Raw genomic sequence first — 17,441 nt, 5'->3', positions numbered from 1 at the left:
GCGGCGGCGCGGCTACTCCGCGGCCTCGGTGGCGCCGCTCGGCTCGGCCGATGCGTGCTCCACGGACGGGTCGGGCCGGGCCGTGTGCTGCTTGGCCGTGCTGCGGGGCTGCGGAGACCGCTTCGCGGCGGGCGCAGGCTTCGCGGCGGCAGCCTCCTCGGCCCGTTCAGCCTGCTCCGCGACCTCGGGGAGGATCACCAGATCGTCGGCGTCGACCACGGGGATCGCCGCGGTGCCGAGCTGGAGCGCCGCGATCAGCTCGGGCGCGTGCTTCGTGCTCACGATCAGTCGGGAGTAGTCCTCGTCGACCAGGTCGATCACGACGGCCGACGAGGTGCGCTTGAGCAGCAGGAAGTCCCTACCGCCGTGGAACTTCCAGGTGCCGACCGCGAGGGTGAGCGGCACCGCAGTGCCCGGCGCGCTGACACCACGGACCCAGATCCAGGGGTCTTCGGTGACCGTCGCCGAGCGGATGTTCGCCCGGTCGACGACGACGTCGCTGCGGTGGAACGCGAGCAGCCGTTCGGCCACGGTCAGGCGGAGTTCGAGGCGGTCGGGGAGCACGGTCACGACGGGCATGCCCCTAGTCTGCCCGCCGCCTGCCGCCGGGTCAGCGCTGGGTCGCACAACGATGCTCGATTGCGAGCGTCGGTGGCAGCATGGTCGGATGGCGATGGATCCGGACGAGGCGCTCCTCCTGGACGCCCTGCTGTCCGAGCGGCAGGCCGGGATGCGGCTCGACATGGCCCGGCTCGAGGCCTCGCTCGTCGAGCTCCTGCGCGACCGGGCCGACGGCACCGCCGACGACGAGCACGACCCTGAGGGCACTCCCCTGTCCGCCGAGTGGTCGCGAATGGCCGGAGTCCGCGACGCCCTGGTGCGCACCTCGCGCGAGCTGGACGGCGCTCGCGCTCGCCTCGGCAGGGGCGAATACGGCGACTGCGCCTCCTGCGGCCGCCCGGTCGGCGCCGCCCGCCTGACCGCCCGGCCCACGGCCGAGCTCTGCATCGCCTGCGCCCGTCAAGCGGAGTCGCGCGCCCGCTGAGCACCCCGGCCCGGTCGCCCTCACCATGCCGCGCCTGAAAGCCCCCACAGATTGCGGCGCGCAGAAACCCGGTTTCTCCTGCGAGCATTCACATCTGGTCATGTCCCCCGAATAGGGCAGGCCCTCCTCCCCTTCGAAAGGCACCCCTGCGATGACCGAGACGTCGACCGCCCGATCGACCGGCGCCCCTCCCGCCCCCGACAAGCGCGCCTGGCGCTCGCTGATCGTTCTGCTCGCGGGGATGTTCATCGCCCTGCTCGACACGACCATCGTCAACGTCGCGCTGCCCACCATCCGCACCACGCTCGACGCGTCGGAGTCGACGCTCTCCTGGATCATCTCCGGCTACGCCCTCGCGTTCGGCCTCGCGCTGATCCCCGCCGGCCGCCTCGGCGACCGCTTCGGGCACAAGTGGATCTTCGTCAGCGGAGTCGCACTCTTCACCCTCGCGAGCATCGCCTGCGGTCTCGCGGCCGACGATGCCCAGTTGGTCGTCGCCCGCGTCGTCCAGGGCCTCGCCGGCGGCATCTTCGTTCCCGCGGTCAATGCCTACATCCAGCTGCTGTTCCGCGGACCCTCGCGCGGCAAGGCGTTCGCCGTGATGGGCGCGGTCCTTGGAGTGTCTTCGGCGCTCGGTCCGATCATCGGTGGCCTGATCATCCAGGCCTTCGGCGACGAGAACGGCTGGCGCCTCGTCTTCTGGGTGAACGTACCCATCGGCATCGCGACCCTGATCGCCGCCGCGATCCTCCTCCCCGCCCGCCGCGACCTCGAGACCGGCGAGCGCGCCCCGAGCGGAGGTGTCGACTGGCTCGGACTGGTACTCGTCTCGGGCGGCCTGGTCGCGTTGCTCGTCCCGCTCATCCAGGGCGAGGACGAGGGCTGGCCGCTCTGGACCTTCCTCTCGATCGCCGGCGGAGTCCTCCTCCTCGCCGCCTTCGGCGCCTGGGAGGTCCTCCACGTCCGCCGCGGTCGCGCTCCGCTGGTGCCGCCGTCGCTGTTCCGCCACCCCGCCTTCACCGGAGGCGTGATCCTCGCGCTGGTCTACTTCGCCGCCTTCACGAGCATCTTCTTCACCATCTCGCTGCTCTGGCAGTCGGGCCTGGGCCACACCGCGCTCGAGTCGGGCCTCGTCTCGATCCCCTTCGCGATCGGCAGCATCATCAGCTCGTCCCAGAGCAACCGGATGACCGCGCGCCTGGGCCGCACCGTCCTGGTGATGGGCAGCGGTCTGCTGGCGATCGGCCTGGGCTGGGTGTGGCTGGTGCTGCTCACCGCGACGCCCGACTCGATCAGCAACTGGCAGCTCCTGCCGCCGCTGCTGATCGCGGGCCTGGGCAACGGTTTCTTCATCGCCCCGAATGTGCAGTTCATCGTCTCGACCGTCGACCCGCAGGACGCGGGCGCGGCGAGCGGAGTGATCTCGGCGATCCAGCGCATCGGCTCGGCCGTGGGCATCGCGGTCATCGGCAGCGTCCTGTTCGGGGGCCTGGTCATCACGGGGCCGGATACGGTGGCCTCCGGCTTCCTCGATGCCGCGGCTCCCGCGATGCTCCTGAGCACCCTGATGGCACTCGCCGCCTTCGCCCTGGTGTTCGTGCTGCCGAAGTCGGTCTCGCGCCGGGGGTGACGCCGCGTGCCCGGCCCCCGCACACGGCCGGGCACGACGGAACGAGCGTCTCCTCTACGCCCGAGCGGCGGCAGCGGCCCTGGCCGCCGCCGGCAGCGCGTCCACGATGCGTCCGATCGCCGCGTCGTCGTGCGCGGCCGAGACGAACCAGGCTTCGAACACCGACGGCGGCAGCGAGACGCCCGCGTCCAGCATCGCGTGGAAGAACGCCGGATACCGGAACGACTCCTGCGCCTGCACCTGCGCGTAGTTGCGCACGGGGTGGCCCAGGTCTGTGAACATGAAGCTGAAAAGGTTCCCCGCCGTCTGCACGGTGTGCGCGACGCCCTCGGCGGTCAGCGCCGCCGAGACCTCGCGCTGCAGCGTCCGCGCCGTGGCGTCGAGAGCGGCGTAGACCTCGTCGTCGGCCAGGTGCAGAGTCCTGATACCCGCCGCCACGGCGACCGGGTTCCCGGAGAGCGTGCCCGCCTGATAGACCGGCCCCAGCGGGGCGAGATGGTCCATCACGTCCGCGCGACCGCCGAGCGCCGCGACCGGCATCCCTCCGCCGATGACCTTGCCGAAGGTGAAGAGGTCGGCTCGATACGGAGCCTCGGCGTCGCGGTTCTCGAGCCCCCACCAGCCGTCGGCGCTCACGCGGAAGCCGGTCAGCACCTCGTCCATGATCAGGAGCGACCCGTTCGCATGCACGAGCTCGGCGAGGGCCGCGTTGAACCCCGGATCGGGCGCAACGACGCCCATATTGGCGGCGGCCGCCTCGGTGATCACCGCCGCGATGTCGGGGCCGCGCTCGGCGAGCACCGCGCGCACGGCGTCGAGATCGTTGTAGGGCAGCACGATCGTCTGTGCCGCGGTCGCCGCGGTAACGCCGGCGGAGGCGGGGAGGGAGAGGGTCGCCAGCCCGGATCCGGCGTCGGCGAGCAGTCCGTCGGAGTGGCCGTGGTAGTGGCCGGAGAACTTGATCAGCAGGTCGCGGCCCGTGACGCCGCGGGCGAGGCGGATCGCCGTCATCGTCGCCTCAGTGCCCGTGGAGACCAGACGGAGCTTCTCGATCGGCGACACCCCGCCGGCCGTGATGCGCGCCTCGACCAGCTCGGCGAGATCGGTCTCGGCAGGAGTGGACGCGCCGAACGAGAGGCCGCGAGCTGCCGCCTCCTGCACGGCGGCGACCACCTCCGGGTGCGCGTGCCCGAGGACGGCGGGGCCCCAGGAGCAGACCAGGTCGACGTACTCGCGGCCGTCCGCATCCGTGATGTACGGGCCTCTCGCGGAGACCATGAAGCGCGGGGTCCCGCCGACCGAGCGGAAGGCTCGCACGGGCGAGTTGACGCCTCCGGGGATCGCGTGCCGGGCACGCTCGTACAGGGTGTCGTTCGCCGAGATGGTCACGTCCCCAGGGTACGCGCGCTGCCCGGCTCCCTCCCCGCGAGGGGCGGTTTCGGACCGGCCGAGCCTTGCCCGGCGCTACCGCAGCAGGTCGCGGGCGATCTCGACCGCCCAATAGGTGAGCACCGCGTCGGCCCCGGCGCGGAGGATGGCGGTCACCGACTCGAGGATCGCCGGCTCGCGCGAGATCCACCCGTTGGCGGCTGCGGCCTCGATCATCGCGTATTCGCCCGAGACCTGATACGCCCAGACCGGCACGTCCGAGACGGCCGCGACGTCCGAGAGCACGTCGAGGTAGCTCATCGCCGGCTTGACCATCACCACGTCGGCGCCCTCCGCCAGGTCGAGCGTCGCCTCGCGCAGGCCCTCTCGGCGGTTCGCCGGGTCCTGCTGATAGGTGCGCCGATCGCCCTCGAGCGTCGACTGCACCGCTTCGCGGAACGGGCCGTAGAAGCTGGAGGCGTACTTCGCCGAGTAGGCGAGGATCGCGGTGTCGAGGTGTCCGGCCCTGTCCAGGGCGGCGCGAATCGCTCCGACCTGGCCGTCCATCATCCCGGACAGCCCGAGCAAGTGCGAGCCGGCCGCGGCCTGCGCGAGCGCCATCTCCTCGTACCGGAGGAGCGTGGCGTCGTTGTCGACGCGCCCGCGGTCATCGAGCACGCCGCAGTGGCCGTGGTCGGTGAACTCGTCCAGGCACAGATCGGTCTGCACGACCAGAGCGTCGCCGACCTCCTCGACGACGACCCGCGTCGCCGCGTTGAGCACACCGTCGGGGTCCGTCGCTCCGGAGCCGACCGCGTCGCGCGTGGTGGGCACGCCGAACAGCATCACACCGCCCAGACCCGCCTCGGCCGCCTCGGTCACCGCGCCGCGCACGCTCTCGAGCGAGTGGTGCATCACCCCCGGCATCGAGCCGATCGGCCGCGCGTCGGTGATCCCCTCGGCCACGAAAAGGGGCAGGATCAGCTGCGCCGGGTGGATGCGCGTCTCCTGCACGAGTCGGCGGAGTGCGGGAGTCGTGCGGAGGCGGCGCGGGCGGATGGCAGTCATGCTCTCCAGCGTAATCCCGCCCGGCAGCGCTCCTCCCGGCAGCGCACCTCCCGGCAGTGCTCCTCCCCAGCGCACGGCGCCAGGCACTCTCCACAGTCCAGACCGATCGGCGCCCGCGCCCGCGCCGGATCGTCGATCCTCATCGCGTGACCGACCTCCTCGCTCTCCTTTCCGCCGCCGGCGGCATCGCCCCCTCGAGCGCACTCACGAGCGCTGGCATACGACGCGCCGCGCTCGAGCACGCGCTGTCGACCGGCCGGGTCATCCGTGTCCGTCGTGGGTGGTACGCACTCGCCGATGCTCCCGCCCTCGAGCTCGCCGCTGTCCGATCCGGCGGCCTGCTCACCTGTGTCTCCCTTCTGCGGCACCTCGGGCTGTGGACGGTGGAGCGCCCCGCCCTGCACGTCGCCCTCGGTGCCTCATCGGTTCGGGCGGTGCGCGCGGGAACCGTCGGGCACTGGCGCCGCTGGCCGGGACAGGGGCAGCGCTCGTTCGCGCAGGACGGGATCGGTGCCGCGATCCTGCACCTGCTGACCTGCGTCAGCGAGATGGACGCGATCGTCACCGTCGACTCCGCGCTGAACACGGGTCTGCTGGCCAAGGAGGAGCTCGACGCACTCCGAGCGCTCGCACCGATCGGGAAGAGAGCGCTCTTCGACCTCGTGGATGGCCGGAGCCAGTCGGGCCTGGAGACCAAGACCCGAGTGAGCATGAGGCGACACGGAGTCCAGGTACGCGCTCAGGTCTTCATCCCCGGCGTCGGACACGTCGACGACATCATCGGCGAGCGCCTCGTCGTCGAGAGCGACGGATACCGCTATCACTCGTCGCTGGCGCAGTTCCGCGAGGACCGGCGGCGGGACCTTGAGCTCGCCCGGCGCGGCTACCTCTGCCTCCGGCTGGACAACCACCAGATCATGGACGACTGGGCTCGGACCGAGGACGTCTTGCTCACACTGATCCGAAATCGGGAGCATCTGTGGACGCCGGCGCAGAGGCGACGACACAACATCAGCTGAGACACCATCTCATCCACGATGGTGGATGAGATGGTGTCTCAGCTGACGTTGCGTTGGGCGAATCAGCGGGGGGCGCGCTCGGTGGCGACACCGGCGACCGCGTCGATGAGGGAGGAGGCCGACCTCTCGTCGGCGACCACGTCCACGCGCAGGCCGAAGGCGCGGGCGTCCTTCGCGGTCTGCGGCCCGATCGCCGCAACGAGGATGGACTCGGGGACCGGGCCGAGCTGCTTCTGCACCTGCTCCGCGACGCTGCCCGACGTGACGAGGATCGCGTGCACCGCGCCGCTGGCGACGTCGGCGACGACGCGCTCCTCCACCGGGACCCCGACCGTGCGGTACGCGACCACCGAGCGCACGTCGTGCCCGATACGGGTCAGCCCCTCGGTCAGCAGCGGCTTGGCGATCTCGGAGCGCAGCGTCAGCACGCGCAGGGGGTGCCTGCCGCCCGTCGCTTCCTCCCACTCGGCGAGCAGGCCGCGGGCGGAGTTGTCCTCGGAGGGGACCAGGTCGACGGAGTAGCCCGCGGCGACGAGCGCGGCAGCCGTGGTCTCGCCGACCGCGGCGACCTTGGTGGTCTCGGGCACGGTGGTGCGCAGGAGAGAGAGGACATCGACCGTCGTAGCGCTCGTGACCGTCATCCAGTCGAAGGCGCCCGCCTCGAGATCGGCGAGAGCCTGTTCGAGCGCGGGGAAGTCATCGGTCGGCGCGAAATTGATCATCGGAGCAACGACGGGCGAGGCGCCCTTGGCTCGGAGGGCGGCGGCGACACCGTCCCCCCACGGGCCTCCGCGGGGGACGAGGATGCGCCAGCCCTGCAGCGGCTTCTCCCACTGGGAGTAGGCGGCGGGGACGATCACGACGGGGCTCCCAGGGGTGCGAGTTCGGCGGCACCCGCACCGAGAAGCGCGTCAGCGAGCAGAGAGCCGCAGCGGAACGCGGCTTCGACGACGGGCAGTTCGCGACCACCATACTGCGAATCCGCCCAGTGTCGACCACCGCCGACCGAACCGTTATCCACCGGCTCCGCCAGCTCCCGCGCCAGGGATGCGGCGCCGTCCGTGGCGAAGACCACACCGTGCAGCACCACGCGGTCGGCCTCCACGACGGCGGAGGCTCCGATCGGAGCGGCGCAGCCCGCCTCGAGCGCGGCGAGGAGGGAGCGCTCGGCCGTGATCGCGGCACGGGTGGGCAGGTGCTCGACGGCGGCGAGCGCGGCGCGCAGCTCCTCCGACGGCTCCTCGTCGCGCACCTCGATCGCCAATGCGCCCTGTCCGGGCGCGTGCGGCGACACATCGAAGCCGAGCACCTCGGTGATCGCGTCGACCCGTCCCAGGCGGCGCAGGCCCGACAGGGCGAGCACGATCGCGTCCAGCGGTGAGGCGCTGCCGGGCAGCACCCGCCGCAGCCGCGTGTCGATGTTCCCGCGGATGTCCACGATCTCGAGGTCTGCACGCGCAGCCAGCAGTGCCGCGCGGCGGCGGGGCGAGCCCGTTCCCACGCGCGCGCCAACGGGCAGGGTCGCCAGGGTGAGGCCGTCGCGCGCGCACAGCGCGTCGCGCGGATCCTCGCGCTCGGGCACTGCGCCGAGCAGCAGGCCCTGCACCGGGGCGGTGGGCAGGTCCTTCAGCGAGTGCACGATCGCATCGCAGTGCCCCGCGAGCAGCGCGCCGCGCAGCGCACTGACGAACACGCCGGTGCCGCCGAGGGAGGCGAGCGAGCCGCGCATGCGGTCACCGTCGGACTCGATACGCACCAGCTCGACGGGCACCCCCGCCGCGGCCGACATCGCATCCGCCGTCATCCTGGTCTGCGCCACGGCGAGCGCGCTCGCGCGAGTGCCGACGCGGATACTCACGACCGAGGGCTCCCGATCACAGCGCCACTGCGGCGATCACGGCGCCACTCCGGCGAGGGCGGGCTTGAACCCCGCTCGCACGTTCTCGCAGCAGCCGGGGCGGCAGACGTCGTACCAGGGGCCGAGCGCCGTCATCGACGGACGCTCCTCGGTCGGCACACCGTTGACGCGCTCGAGCACGAGGTCGATCAGGCCGGAGACGTAGACCGGGTCCGTGCCGGGGGTTGCGACGCGGAGCGCGACGAGACCGTGCTCCTGGGAGGTCTCGAGTGCCTCGTTGTCGAGGTCCCACATCACCTCCATGTGGTCGGACACGAAGCCGAGGGGGACGATCAGCAGCGCGCGGCGGCCCCGCGCCGGCAGCTCAGCGATGGCGTCGTTGATGTCCGGCTCGAGCCAGGGCTGGGTGGGCGGACCGGAGCGCGACTGGTAGACGAGCTGCCAGGGCACGTCCTCCTCCGTGGCGGCGGCCATGACGACCTCCGCGACCGCGAGGTGCTGCGCCTCGTAGGCGCCGCCCGGGCCGAACTCGTGCACGTCGACGACAGTGCCGTCCTCGTGACGCTCGTGGGGTCCGCTGCGCGCCGCGTCCGAGCTGGGGATCGAGTGGGTGGCGAAGAGCACCTCGACCTCGGTCGTGACGTCGAGGTCGGGCATCCGCTCGCGCAGCTCGTCGAGACCGTCGTGCACGGCCTTCACGAACGGCATCACGAAGCCCGGGTGGTCGAAGAACTGGCGCACCTTATCGATCCGGAGGTGCCCCTCGAGCCCGGTCGCGTCCAGCGCGGCCGCGAAGTCCTCGCGGTACTGGCGGCAGGACGAGAAGGAGGAGTAGGCGCTGGTCGCGATCGCGAGCAGGTTCGTGAACCCGCGCTCCTTCGCCTCCGCGACTGCCTCACTCAGGTAGGGCGCCCAGTTGCGGTTGCCCCAGAGCACGGGGAGGTCGATGCCGCGGTCGGCGAGCTCGGCCTCGAGCGCCTTCTTCAGCGCGCGGTTCTGCGCGTTGATCGGGCTGACGCCGCCGAAGTGGCGGTAGTGGTGGGCGACCTCCTCGAGGCGCTCCTCGGGGATGCCGCGACCGCGCGTGACGTTGCGCAGGAACGGGATCACGTCGTCCTGTCCCTCCGGTCCGCCGAAGCCGGCGAGGAGGATGGCGTCGTAGGCCACGGGGATCTCGACATGCTCGGGACCGGATGCCGCCGCGGGTGTGGCACCGCGGACGAGGATCTGGTCGCTGGTCGTGTCACTCATCGGAGCACCTCGGCGATCTGGTCGGCCTCGATGCGCCGGCCTGTGTAGAAGGGGACTTCCTCGCGCACGTGGCGGCGGGCCTCGGTGGCGCGCAGGTCGCGCATGAGGTCCACGAGGTTGACGAGCTCCTCGTCCTCGAGGGCGAGGATCCACTCGTAGTCGCCGAGCGAGAACGAGGCGACCGTGTTCGTCAGGACGGAGCGGAATCGCGAGCCCTGGCGCCCGTGCTGGGCGAGCATCGCGCGGCGCTCCTCCTCGGGGAGGATGTACCACTCGTAGGAGCGGACGAAGGGGTAGACGGTCAGCCAGCGAGCCGGCGCCTTGCCGCGCATGTACGCGGGGAGGTGGTTCGCGCTGAACTCGGCGTCGCGGTGCACACCCATCGCGTTCCAGGTCGGCAGGAGGCCGACCAGCAGCTCCGAGCGCCGCACTTCTCGGTACGCGCGCTGCAGCTCCTCCGGGGCGGATCCGGTGAGCCACAGCATGATGTCGGCGTCGGCGCGCAGGGCCGAGACGTCGTAGGTGCCGCGGACGGTTACGCCCCCTCCGTCCAGCTGGGCGACGAGGTGCTCGTACTGCTTCACCGCGGGAGCGACGGCATCGCTGGAGAGGGTGAACGGACGTGCGGGATCCCTGCGGAGAACCGCCCAGAGCGTGTACCCCAGGGCCTGATCGGAGTGATCCTGATCGGCGGGGAGCTGTGGCGCCGCAACGGCGGCGCTCGTGTCGGGGGCGGACTGAACGGGATCCGCCGTGCCGGCGGTCTGATCAATCATTGATCCATCATCCCTCCGCTCGTGCCGATGCACAAAAGCGGCGGTGGCTCTGGCGCCGAAGGGCCCGGGACGCTAGCGCTCCGGGCCCTCGTGGCGCTCACTCCTCGATGATCTGCTTCGCGATACCCCAGGCGACCAGGCCCACGGCGGCGGCGGCACCGACCGCTCCCGCGATCAGCGCGGAGGGGTTCTCGCGACGGACGACCCGGAGCTTGCGCCCGAGGTTCCGCTGGGCCATGCGCAGCTTGCGCGGGACGTTGACCTTGTACTCGATCGCGTCGAGAGTTGCGGCCAGCTCGGAGCGCGCACGCTCGATGTCGGCCTTCAGCTGGCCGGGAGTGAGCTCCGCCGGATCGACGAAGCGGGGCGTACTGCTGCTGACGGATCGCTCAGTTGTCATAGCTGCCCACTCCCTTGAACGCCTGGACGTCCTTCTTGATGCTGTCGATCGACTCCTGCGGAACCGGCGGCACGGCCTTCTTGATGGTGCGCACGCCCACGAGGGCGAGGATCACGGCCACCAGGAGGAAGAACACGGTCACGATGAGCGCCGACAGCCACGCAGGAACCCAGGAGGCGATGCCGATGATCGCGAAGGCGACCAGCGTCGCCCAGGCGGTCAGAAGCAGGAAGGCCGCGACCGCGAACAGGGCGACCGCGAGACCTGCGCTCTTCGCCTTACCCGCGAGCTCACTCTTGAGCGACGCGACCTCGGCCTTGACGAGCTCGATCACAAGACCGGGCAGGTCACCGACCAACTCCCCCAGTGATCGGGCGTTCTTCGGATTGCGTTCATTCACCACGGGAGCTCCTCGAGGGTGGGACGTGCCGGCCGGCGCGTGCCTGGCACGGCCGGAGGGATGAGCACTAGGCCTTGCTGGTGGAGGTGGACGTCGCCGATCCTCCGGAGCCGCCCGATGCCGCGGCCTCGTCGACCTTCGAGGCGGCCGTGCGAGCGGCGGCCGATGCCTCCGCGTCGCTCGCCCCCTGGGCCTTCTTGCCACCGGACACGGCCTTGACGACCACCGAGCGCACGACCTCGTACGCCTTGTCGGAGACGCTGCTCAGCTGCGTCTTCGCCGCTCCACCGACGGCACCCGCGACGTCCTGCACGGGCTGCGTCTGCCAGAACTTCGACGCCGCCGAGGCGATCTGCTCGTACCGCTTGCGGCCGGCGCGTGCTCCCAGCACATACCCGGCTGCGGCTCCTGCCACGAAAAGAATCTTGCCCTTCACGCCTACTCCTCGTCCTGGGTCGCTCTCGCGATCGTCCACGGGGTCGGTGACCACTCGTGCCGGGGCACGCCACACGCTCGCGCGGATGCCTGGGCCTAAGAGTAGCCGTCGGCGTCGCGGTTCTCGCTCGGGAGTCCGACGCCTTGACGCACCAGTCGGCGCCGGATAAGGGCGGCCGTCTCGGCGGCGTGCGGGAGTACCGAGGCCAGACCGGTGCCCGCGATCCAGGTGCCGGTCACAGCGACTTCCTCGAGCGGGGCCACCGCCTCGCGGAACGCCTCCAGGTGCGCCCGGCGGCCCAGCGCTGCGGCGGGGCGGACGTTCGCCCAGCTCACCCGGGCGGAAGCGACGACCGACGCCGGGTCGAGGGCGACGCCCAGCAGCGTCGAGGCGTCCAGCAGCGCGATCGCGGCCGCCTCCGCGTCGGGGCGCCCCTGGAGCGGCGGCCGCTCGCCCGGTCGCCCGTAGGAGAGGCGCAGCACGTGGCGCCCGGGCGGGAGGGAGGCGGCCAGCCAGTCCCACTTGGCGGTCGCGTGGGTGATCGCCTTGGCGGTCACGTCGGTCGCGGTGGGCGCCACGAGTACCCCGGATCCACGAGGTGCCGCGTCCAGGCGTGCATCGTCCACCACCAGGGTCACCAGCTCGACGGAGTCGTCGGGCGCCTCGTCCGCGCTCTCCGCGACCGCGGGCGCGAGGCCGGCGAGCAGCGCTCGGGCATCGCGCTCGGGCGTGGCGACGATGAGCGAGCGGGCGGTCAGCGTTCCGTCGGCGAGAGTCAGGACGACATCACCGTCGGAGCCCTCGAGCCTCTCGACGGAGGCTCCGGTGCGGATCTCGCCGGAGAGGTAGTCGATCCGCTGGACCAGCGCCGCGACGAGGCGGTGCATCCCGCCCTCGAGCCCGCGGACCGCGACTCCGGCCGGGAGGTTCGCGCGCAGGGCGGCCACGGCCCGGGCGAGCGACCCCGCACGGGTGAGGGCGCCGTTCAGGCCGGGCGCGGCGAGGTCGACGTCGATGTCCTCGGGCCGGCTGGAGTAAACGCCGGACACGACCGGCGCGATCAGGTCCTCGAGCACGCGCACGCCCATCCGGGTGCGCACCAGCTCGGCGAGGGAGTGGGCGCGGCCGATCCGCAGCACCGGCATCAGGGTGTCGAGCCAGGCCCGCCAGGCGCCGCGGCGTCCGAGCGCCCGCACGACATCGGGCGCGAGCGGAGTCCCGGGGATGCCGAGGATGCCGGCCCGCGGCGATGGAACGCAGCGGCCACCCGAGAGGTGCAGCCATGAGCCGTGCGTGCGCGGCTCCACGATCGACTCGGCGAGCGGGACGCCGTCGAGGGTCAACGCGGCGAGAGCCTGCTCGACGTGCCCGCCCCGGGTGGCGAAGCTCTCGGCGCCCGCGTCGAGCTCGACTCCGGCGATCGTGAACGGTGCGACCGAGCCGCCGACCCGCTCCCCCGCCTCCAGCACCACGACCCGGAGGCCGATGCGCAAACACTCGGCGGCGGCGGCGAGGCCCGCCACTCCTCCGCCGACCACCGCGACGTCGTACTGCGCGGCGTCTCGCCGACGCTCCTCGCTCACGGCCGCCAGGCGTGCGCGAACGCGACGAGGCGCGTCAGCACGTCGGGGTCGGACTCGGGCGGCACGCCGTGCCCGAGGTTGAGCACGTGCGCGGGGGCGCTGAGGCCGCGGCGCAGGACGTCGTCGACGTGCGCCTGGAGGACCTCCCACGGCGCGGTCAGCAACGCGGGATCCACATTGCCCTGCACCGGCACGAAGCCGCCGAGGCGGTGGTTCGCCTCATCCAGGGGGATCCGGTAGTCGACCCCCACCACGTCGGCGCCGATGCCGTGCATCGCCCCGAGCAGTTCCCCCGTGCCGACGCCGAAGTGCACGATCGGCACGTTGCGGCGCGTCTCGCCGTGGTCGAAGGCGAGGTCGCGCACGTGCGCGAGGGCGCGGGCGGAGGCGGGCGCGACGTGCGCCGTGTAGTCCGAGAGGGAGAGCGCGCCAGCCCAGGAGTCGAAGAGCTGCGCCGCACTCGCTCCGGCGAGCACCTGCGCGCGCAGGAACCGGCCGGTCACCTCGGCCGTCCACTCCATCAGCTGCGCCCAGGCGGCGGGGTCGGCGTGCATCATCGTGCGGGCGCGCAGGTGATCCTTGGACGGCCCGCCCTCGACCAGGTACGCGGCGAGAGTGAAGGGAGCGCCCGCGAATCCGATCAGCGGGGTATCGCCGAGACCGGCGACCGTGCGGCGAACGCCCTCGCGGATCGGCTCGAGCGTCTCATCGAGCACGGACGGGTCGATCGACGCCAGCTCGGCGACGTCGGCGGCCGTGCGCACCGGCTTGTCCAGCACCGGCCCCCGCCCGGGGACAATGTCGACGCCGACCCCCGCCAGCCGCAGCGGGATGACGATGTCGCTGAAGAAGATGCCCGCGTCCACTCCGTGCCGGCGTACCGGCTGCAGCGTGATCTCGCTCGCGAGGGCCGGATCGAGGCAGGCGTCGAGCATCTTCGTGTCGGTCCGCAGTGCCCGGTACTCGGGGAGGCTGCGGCCGGCCTGGCGCATGAACCAGACGGGCGTCGTCTCGGTCCGCTCCGAGCGATAGGCGCGGAGCAGCGCCGAATCGGCGGTGCGACCGGCGGAGAGGGGGTGCAGCGGATCGAGCAGGCCGTCGGTGGAGGAGGTCACCGCGGCATTATTTCAGGCGCATCCGTGATTCCCGGCGCATCCGTGCATTCCTCCCCCGCCCCGCGCCCCGCCTTCGGGGAGCGCGGGTACACTGACGTGGTGCTTCTGTGTCTGACGGCGTCGCACAAGAACGCCAGCTTCGATCTCCTCGAGAAGCTCTCCGTCGACTCCGCCGCCGTGACCGCGGCCCTGTCCGGGGGGATCGACTTCGTCTCCGGAGCCGTCGTCGTCGCGACCTGCAACCGCTTCGAGGCCTACCTCGACATCGAGGAGCCGCTGACCGCCGCGCGGGCCGTCGCGGTCGAAGCCGCGACCGCCGCCGTCAGCGCTGCGACGGGCGTGGAGCAGGACGAGCTGCGCGGCAGCGTCGACGTCGTCTCGGGCGACCAAGTGGCCGAGCACCTGTTCGCCGTTTCCAGCGGGCTCGAGTCCGTTGTCGTCGGCGAGGGCGAGATCGCGGGCCAGGTCCGCCGATCCCTCGAGGAGGCGCGACGCCTCGGCACCACCTCCTCCGAGCTCGAGCGGCTGTTCCAGCGCGCCTCGCAGACCTCCCGCGGCATCAAGAACCGCACCGGACTCGGCAGTGCCGGCCGCTCGATCGTGCGCCTCGCCCTCGATCTGGCGGCGAGCCGCATCACCGACTGGCGCGCCGCCCGCGTCCTGCTCGTCGGCACCGGCAGCTACGCGCGGGCCACCGTCGCCGCCCTGCGCGACCGCGGAGTCGTCGACATCGCCGTGCACTCCCCCTCCGGCCGCGCCGAAGGCTTCGCCGCCCGCCGATCGCTCCGCCCCATCGACGCGACCGACCTCGCGCTCGAGGCCGTCTCGGCCGACATCGTCATCACCTGCACCACCACACCGGAGCCGGTGCTCGATGCGGCGCTGCTCGCCGAGGGCCGCCTGCAGGGCTTCTCCCGCGAGCGCCAACTCGTGATCGACCTGGGCCTGCCCCGCAATGTCGCCGCTGACGTGACCTCGGTCACCGGTGTCGAGCTGCTCGACCTCGAGACCATCAGCCTGCACGCCCCGCTCGACGTGCTCGACGCGTCGCAGCAGGCGCGCGCCCTGGTCGACAGGGCGGTCCGGAAGTTCTCGGACGTCGCCGACGAGAAGAGCCTGACCCCGGCTGTTGTCGCGCTGCGCTCGCACGTCTTCGACGCGCTCGACGCCGAGATCGAGCGCGCCCGCTCCCGCGGCGACGAGGACGGCCGCACAGAGCAGGCCCTCCGCCACCTCGCGGGCGTCCTGCTGCACACCCCCAGCGTCCGGGCCCGCGACTACGCGCGAGCCGGGGCTCAGGAGGCGTACCTCACCGGACTCGAGGCGCTGTTCGGCATCGAGGTCCCGGCCGAGCCCGCCGCCACCGCCCGCCCCGACTCGGGTGCGGCCACCGCGTGAGCCTGCGACTCCCGTTCAACGCGTAACCGCTACGCACCCCTCCTCTCCGCTGCCCTCCCGCCTCCCCGCCCTCCCCGCGAGATGCCACTTATGAGGCCGACACGCCGCTACGGCGCGTCACAAGTGGCATCTCGCCCAGCGAGTTAGGCGCCGCGTAGACCAGCGAACAGGTATGCCTCCAGCTCGGTGAGCGGGATGCGCTCCTGCTTCATCGTGTCGCGGTCACGGACAGTCACCGCGTCGTCCTCGAGGGAGTCGAAATCGACGGTCACGCAGTACGGGGTGCCGATCTCGTCCTGGCGGCGGTAGCGGCGGCCGATCGCTCCGGAGTCGTCGAAGTCGACGTTCCAGAGCTGGCGCAGCTGGTCGGCGACGCGGCGGGCGAGCGGCGAGAGGGCCTCGTTGCGCGAGAGCGGAAGGACGGCGACCTTCACCGGCGCCAGGCGCGGGTCGAGGTGCAGCACGGTGCGCGTCTCGACCTTGCCCTTGGCGTTCGGCGGCAGCTCCTGCTCCTCGTAGGCGTCGACGAGGAATGCCATCAGCGCGCGGGTCAGACCGAACGACGGTTCGATCACGAACGGCACGTAGCGCTCGTTCTTGTTCTGGTCGAAGAACGAGAGGTCTTTGCCCGAGTGCTCGATGTGCGTCTTCAGGTCGTAGTCGGTGCGATTCGCGACTCCCATCAGCTCACCCCACTCGCCCGAGGCGAAGTCAAAGCGGTACTCGATGTCGACAGTGCGCTTGGAGTAGTGGGAGAGCTTGTCCTTGGGGTGCTCGTACTGACGGATGTTCTCGGGGTTCATCCCGAGGCCGACGAACCAGTCCCAGGCGAGCTGCATCCAGGTCTCCTGCCACTCCTCGTCGGTGCCGGGCTCGACGAAGAACTCGAGCTCCATCTGCTCGAACTCGCGGGTACGGAAGATGAAGTTTCCCGGCGTGATCTCGTTGCGGAACGCCTTGCCGATCTGGCCGATGCCGAACGGCGGCTTCCGCCGGGCGCTCTGCAGCACGTTCGCGAAGTTGGTGAAGATGCCCTGCGCGGTCTCGGGGCGGAGGTAGTGCAGTCCGGACTCGTCGTCGACGACGCCTAGGTAGGTCTTCATCAATCCCGAGAACTGCTTGATCTCGGTCCACTGACCGACCTTGTCTGGGTGCTCCGGATCGGGGATGTCATCGAGGCCGTTCGCGGGCGGGTGGCCGTTGACCTCCTCGTACTTCTCGAAGAGGTGGTCGGCGCGGTACCGCTTGTGGGTGATCAGCGACTCCGTCAGCGGGTCCGAGAAGACGCCGACATGGCCGGAGGCGTGCCAGATCGCCGTGGGCAGGATGACCGCGGAGTCGAGGCCGACCACATCGCCACGACCCTGCACGAAGGTCTTCCACCACTGGCGCTTGATGTTCTCCTTGAACTCCACGCCGAGCGGCCCGTAGTCCCACGCGGAGCGGGTGCCCCCGTAGATCTCACCCGAGGGGAAGACGAATCCCCTGTGCTGCGCGAGGGTGATGACTGTGTCGAGGGTGGTGGGTTCTGCCACGGGTTGCTCCTCAGCTGTTCGGGCGCACGGGGCCCCGGCGCGCGCCGGCTGCGCGCGTCCTTCTGGTGTGCCCCCATGCTAGCCGCGGGCTCGCGGCGCCGGCCCGCCCGTGACGGGCATGATGAACGGATGAGCGCTCTCCCGCCGATCGTCGTGTCCGCTGTCGCCGTCGTGCGCGAGCGGCGCGTCCTCATGGTCACCGCTCGCGGCCGCGACGTCCTCTATCTCCCCGGCGGCAAGGTCGACGAGGGCGAGAGTGCGATCGACGCGGCGGCGCGGGAGACCCGCGAGGAGCTCGGCGCCGACGCGCTCGGGCTCGAGCCGCTGTTCACCGTTCGCACCCAGGCGCACGGCGAGCCGGAGGGGGGCGACGTGCACATGAGTGTCTTCGCCGCCCAGCTCGATCGCGAGGCGCGCCCGAGCGGCGAGATCGACTCGCTGCACTGGGTCGACAGCTCCGACGCTGATCGCTGCCCGCCCGCCGGGGTCGAGACTCTCCGGCTGCTTCGCGCCCTGGGCCTGGTGAACTGACGCAGTCGGCTCCGCGTCGAGTGCGGGG

The 17,441-nt window shown here is 71.6% G+C and carries 18 protein-coding genes; 5 read left to right on the top strand and 13 right to left on the bottom strand.

Annotated features, from left to right (window positions below):
- Positions 1 to 12 precede the first annotated feature (12 nt).
- The gene (locus tag C5D07_RS15930) at positions 13 to 579 is read right to left on the bottom strand and encodes a hypothetical protein (RefSeq protein ID WP_181026438.1); all 567 of its coding nucleotides are present in this window, start codon (positions 577 to 579) and stop codon (positions 13 to 15) included.
- A gap of 88 nt (positions 580 to 667) precedes the next feature.
- Between C5D07_RS15930 and C5D07_RS05555 the strand changes: the two genes are divergently transcribed.
- Together C5D07_RS05555 and C5D07_RS05550 are read left to right on the top strand one after the other, a co-directional pair.
- Positions 668 to 1,045, top strand: a complete 378-nt coding sequence (locus C5D07_RS05555; RefSeq protein WP_167542332.1) for a TraR/DksA family transcriptional regulator — start codon at positions 668 to 670, stop codon at positions 1,043 to 1,045.
- A gap of 151 nt (positions 1,046 to 1,196) precedes the next feature.
- Complete coding sequence (locus C5D07_RS05550; RefSeq protein WP_104258884.1) at positions 1,197 to 2,675, top strand: MFS transporter; 1,479 nt, start codon at positions 1,197 to 1,199, stop codon at positions 2,673 to 2,675.
- A 54-nt stretch (positions 2,676 to 2,729) separates the two neighbouring features.
- Here the strand turns inward: C5D07_RS05550 and hemL are convergent, their stop codons facing one another.
- On the bottom strand, positions 2,730 to 4,058 hold the full coding sequence (hemL, locus tag C5D07_RS05545; RefSeq protein WP_104258899.1) for a glutamate-1-semialdehyde 2,1-aminomutase: 1,329 nt from the start codon (positions 4,056 to 4,058) through the stop codon (positions 2,730 to 2,732).
- An 81-nt stretch (positions 4,059 to 4,139) separates the two neighbouring features.
- Positions 4,140 to 5,111 (bottom strand): porphobilinogen synthase, encoded by a 972-nt coding sequence (hemB, locus tag C5D07_RS05540; RefSeq protein WP_068251020.1) that lies wholly within the window; start codon positions 5,109 to 5,111, stop codon positions 4,140 to 4,142.
- Positions 5,112 to 5,257: 146 nt separating this feature from the next.
- On the opposite strand from hemB, the gene C5D07_RS05535 reads away from it, so the two are divergent.
- On the top strand, positions 5,258 to 6,130 hold the full coding sequence (locus tag C5D07_RS05535; protein WP_068251017.1) for a DUF559 domain-containing protein: 873 nt from the start codon (positions 5,258 to 5,260) through the stop codon (positions 6,128 to 6,130).
- A 62-nt stretch (positions 6,131 to 6,192) separates the two neighbouring features.
- Here the strand turns inward: C5D07_RS05535 and C5D07_RS05530 are convergent, their stop codons facing one another.
- The 9 genes from C5D07_RS05530 to hemE form a co-directional block, all read right to left on the bottom strand.
- A complete protein-coding gene (locus C5D07_RS05530; RefSeq protein WP_104258898.1) occupies positions 6,193 to 6,987 on the bottom strand; it encodes a uroporphyrinogen-III synthase in 795 nt (264 codons plus the stop codon).
- The gene (hemC, locus tag C5D07_RS05525; protein ID WP_104258883.1) at positions 6,987 to 7,988 is read right to left on the bottom strand and encodes a hydroxymethylbilane synthase; all 1,002 of its coding nucleotides are present in this window, start codon (positions 7,986 to 7,988) and stop codon (positions 6,987 to 6,989) included. Before hemC ends, C5D07_RS05530 begins: the two co-directional genes overlap by 1 nt.
- A gap of 36 nt (positions 7,989 to 8,024) precedes the next feature.
- On the bottom strand, positions 8,025 to 9,239 hold the full coding sequence (locus C5D07_RS05520) for a ferrochelatase (RefSeq protein WP_068251011.1): 1,215 nt from the start codon (positions 9,237 to 9,239) through the stop codon (positions 8,025 to 8,027).
- Complete coding sequence (gene hemQ / locus C5D07_RS05515; RefSeq protein ID WP_084415755.1) at positions 9,236 to 10,015, bottom strand: hydrogen peroxide-dependent heme synthase; 780 nt, start codon at positions 10,013 to 10,015, stop codon at positions 9,236 to 9,238. The genes C5D07_RS05520 and hemQ overlap by 4 nt, the downstream gene beginning before the upstream one ends.
- A 97-nt stretch (positions 10,016 to 10,112) precedes the next feature.
- Positions 10,113 to 10,415, bottom strand: coding sequence for a DUF3618 domain-containing protein (locus C5D07_RS05510; RefSeq protein ID WP_084415754.1), 303 nt, complete (start codon positions 10,413 to 10,415; stop codon positions 10,113 to 10,115).
- Positions 10,405 to 10,818 carry a phage holin family protein gene (locus tag C5D07_RS05505; RefSeq protein WP_068251009.1) on the bottom strand — a complete coding sequence of 138 codons (414 nt, stop codon included), beginning with the start codon at positions 10,816 to 10,818 and terminating at the stop codon, positions 10,405 to 10,407. Before C5D07_RS05505 ends, C5D07_RS05510 begins: the two co-directional genes overlap by 11 nt.
- A 64-nt stretch (positions 10,819 to 10,882) precedes the next feature.
- Positions 10,883 to 11,251, bottom strand: a complete 369-nt coding sequence (locus C5D07_RS05500; RefSeq protein ID WP_068251005.1) for a hypothetical protein — start codon at positions 11,249 to 11,251, stop codon at positions 10,883 to 10,885.
- Between the two features lie 95 nt (positions 11,252 to 11,346).
- A complete protein-coding gene (locus C5D07_RS05495; protein ID WP_249028179.1) occupies positions 11,347 to 12,834 on the bottom strand; it encodes a protoporphyrinogen/coproporphyrinogen oxidase in 1,488 nt (495 codons plus the stop codon).
- Entirely contained in the window at positions 12,831 to 13,949 is a 1,119-nt protein-coding gene (hemE, locus tag C5D07_RS05490; protein ID WP_068251003.1) for a uroporphyrinogen decarboxylase, read from the bottom strand. The genes C5D07_RS05495 and hemE overlap by 4 nt, the downstream gene beginning before the upstream one ends.
- Positions 13,950 to 14,048: 99 nt before the next feature.
- Between hemE and C5D07_RS05485 the strand changes: the two genes are divergently transcribed.
- Positions 14,049 to 15,347 (top strand): glutamyl-tRNA reductase, encoded by a 1,299-nt coding sequence (locus C5D07_RS05485; RefSeq protein ID WP_068256849.1) that lies wholly within the window; start codon positions 14,049 to 14,051, stop codon positions 15,345 to 15,347.
- A gap of 143 nt (positions 15,348 to 15,490) precedes the next feature.
- Here C5D07_RS05485 and C5D07_RS05480 read toward each other — a convergent pair whose 3' ends face one another.
- A complete protein-coding gene (locus C5D07_RS05480) occupies positions 15,491 to 16,882 on the bottom strand; it encodes a glycine--tRNA ligase (protein WP_104258882.1) in 1,392 nt (463 codons plus the stop codon).
- Positions 16,883 to 17,011: 129 nt separating this feature from the next.
- Here C5D07_RS05480 and C5D07_RS05475 point away from each other — a divergent pair, with 129 nt between their 5' ends.
- A complete protein-coding gene (locus C5D07_RS05475; RefSeq protein ID WP_068250997.1) occupies positions 17,012 to 17,413 on the top strand; it encodes an NUDIX hydrolase in 402 nt (133 codons plus the stop codon).
- The last annotated feature ends 28 nt before the right edge of the window (positions 17,414 to 17,441 follow it).

This window comes from Rathayibacter tritici, from assembly GCF_002932875.1.
In the GTDB taxonomy this organism is placed as follows: Bacteria; Actinomycetota; Actinomycetes; order Actinomycetales; family Microbacteriaceae; genus Rathayibacter; species Rathayibacter tritici.
This window is presented reverse-complemented; position numbering and strand designations above follow the sequence as displayed.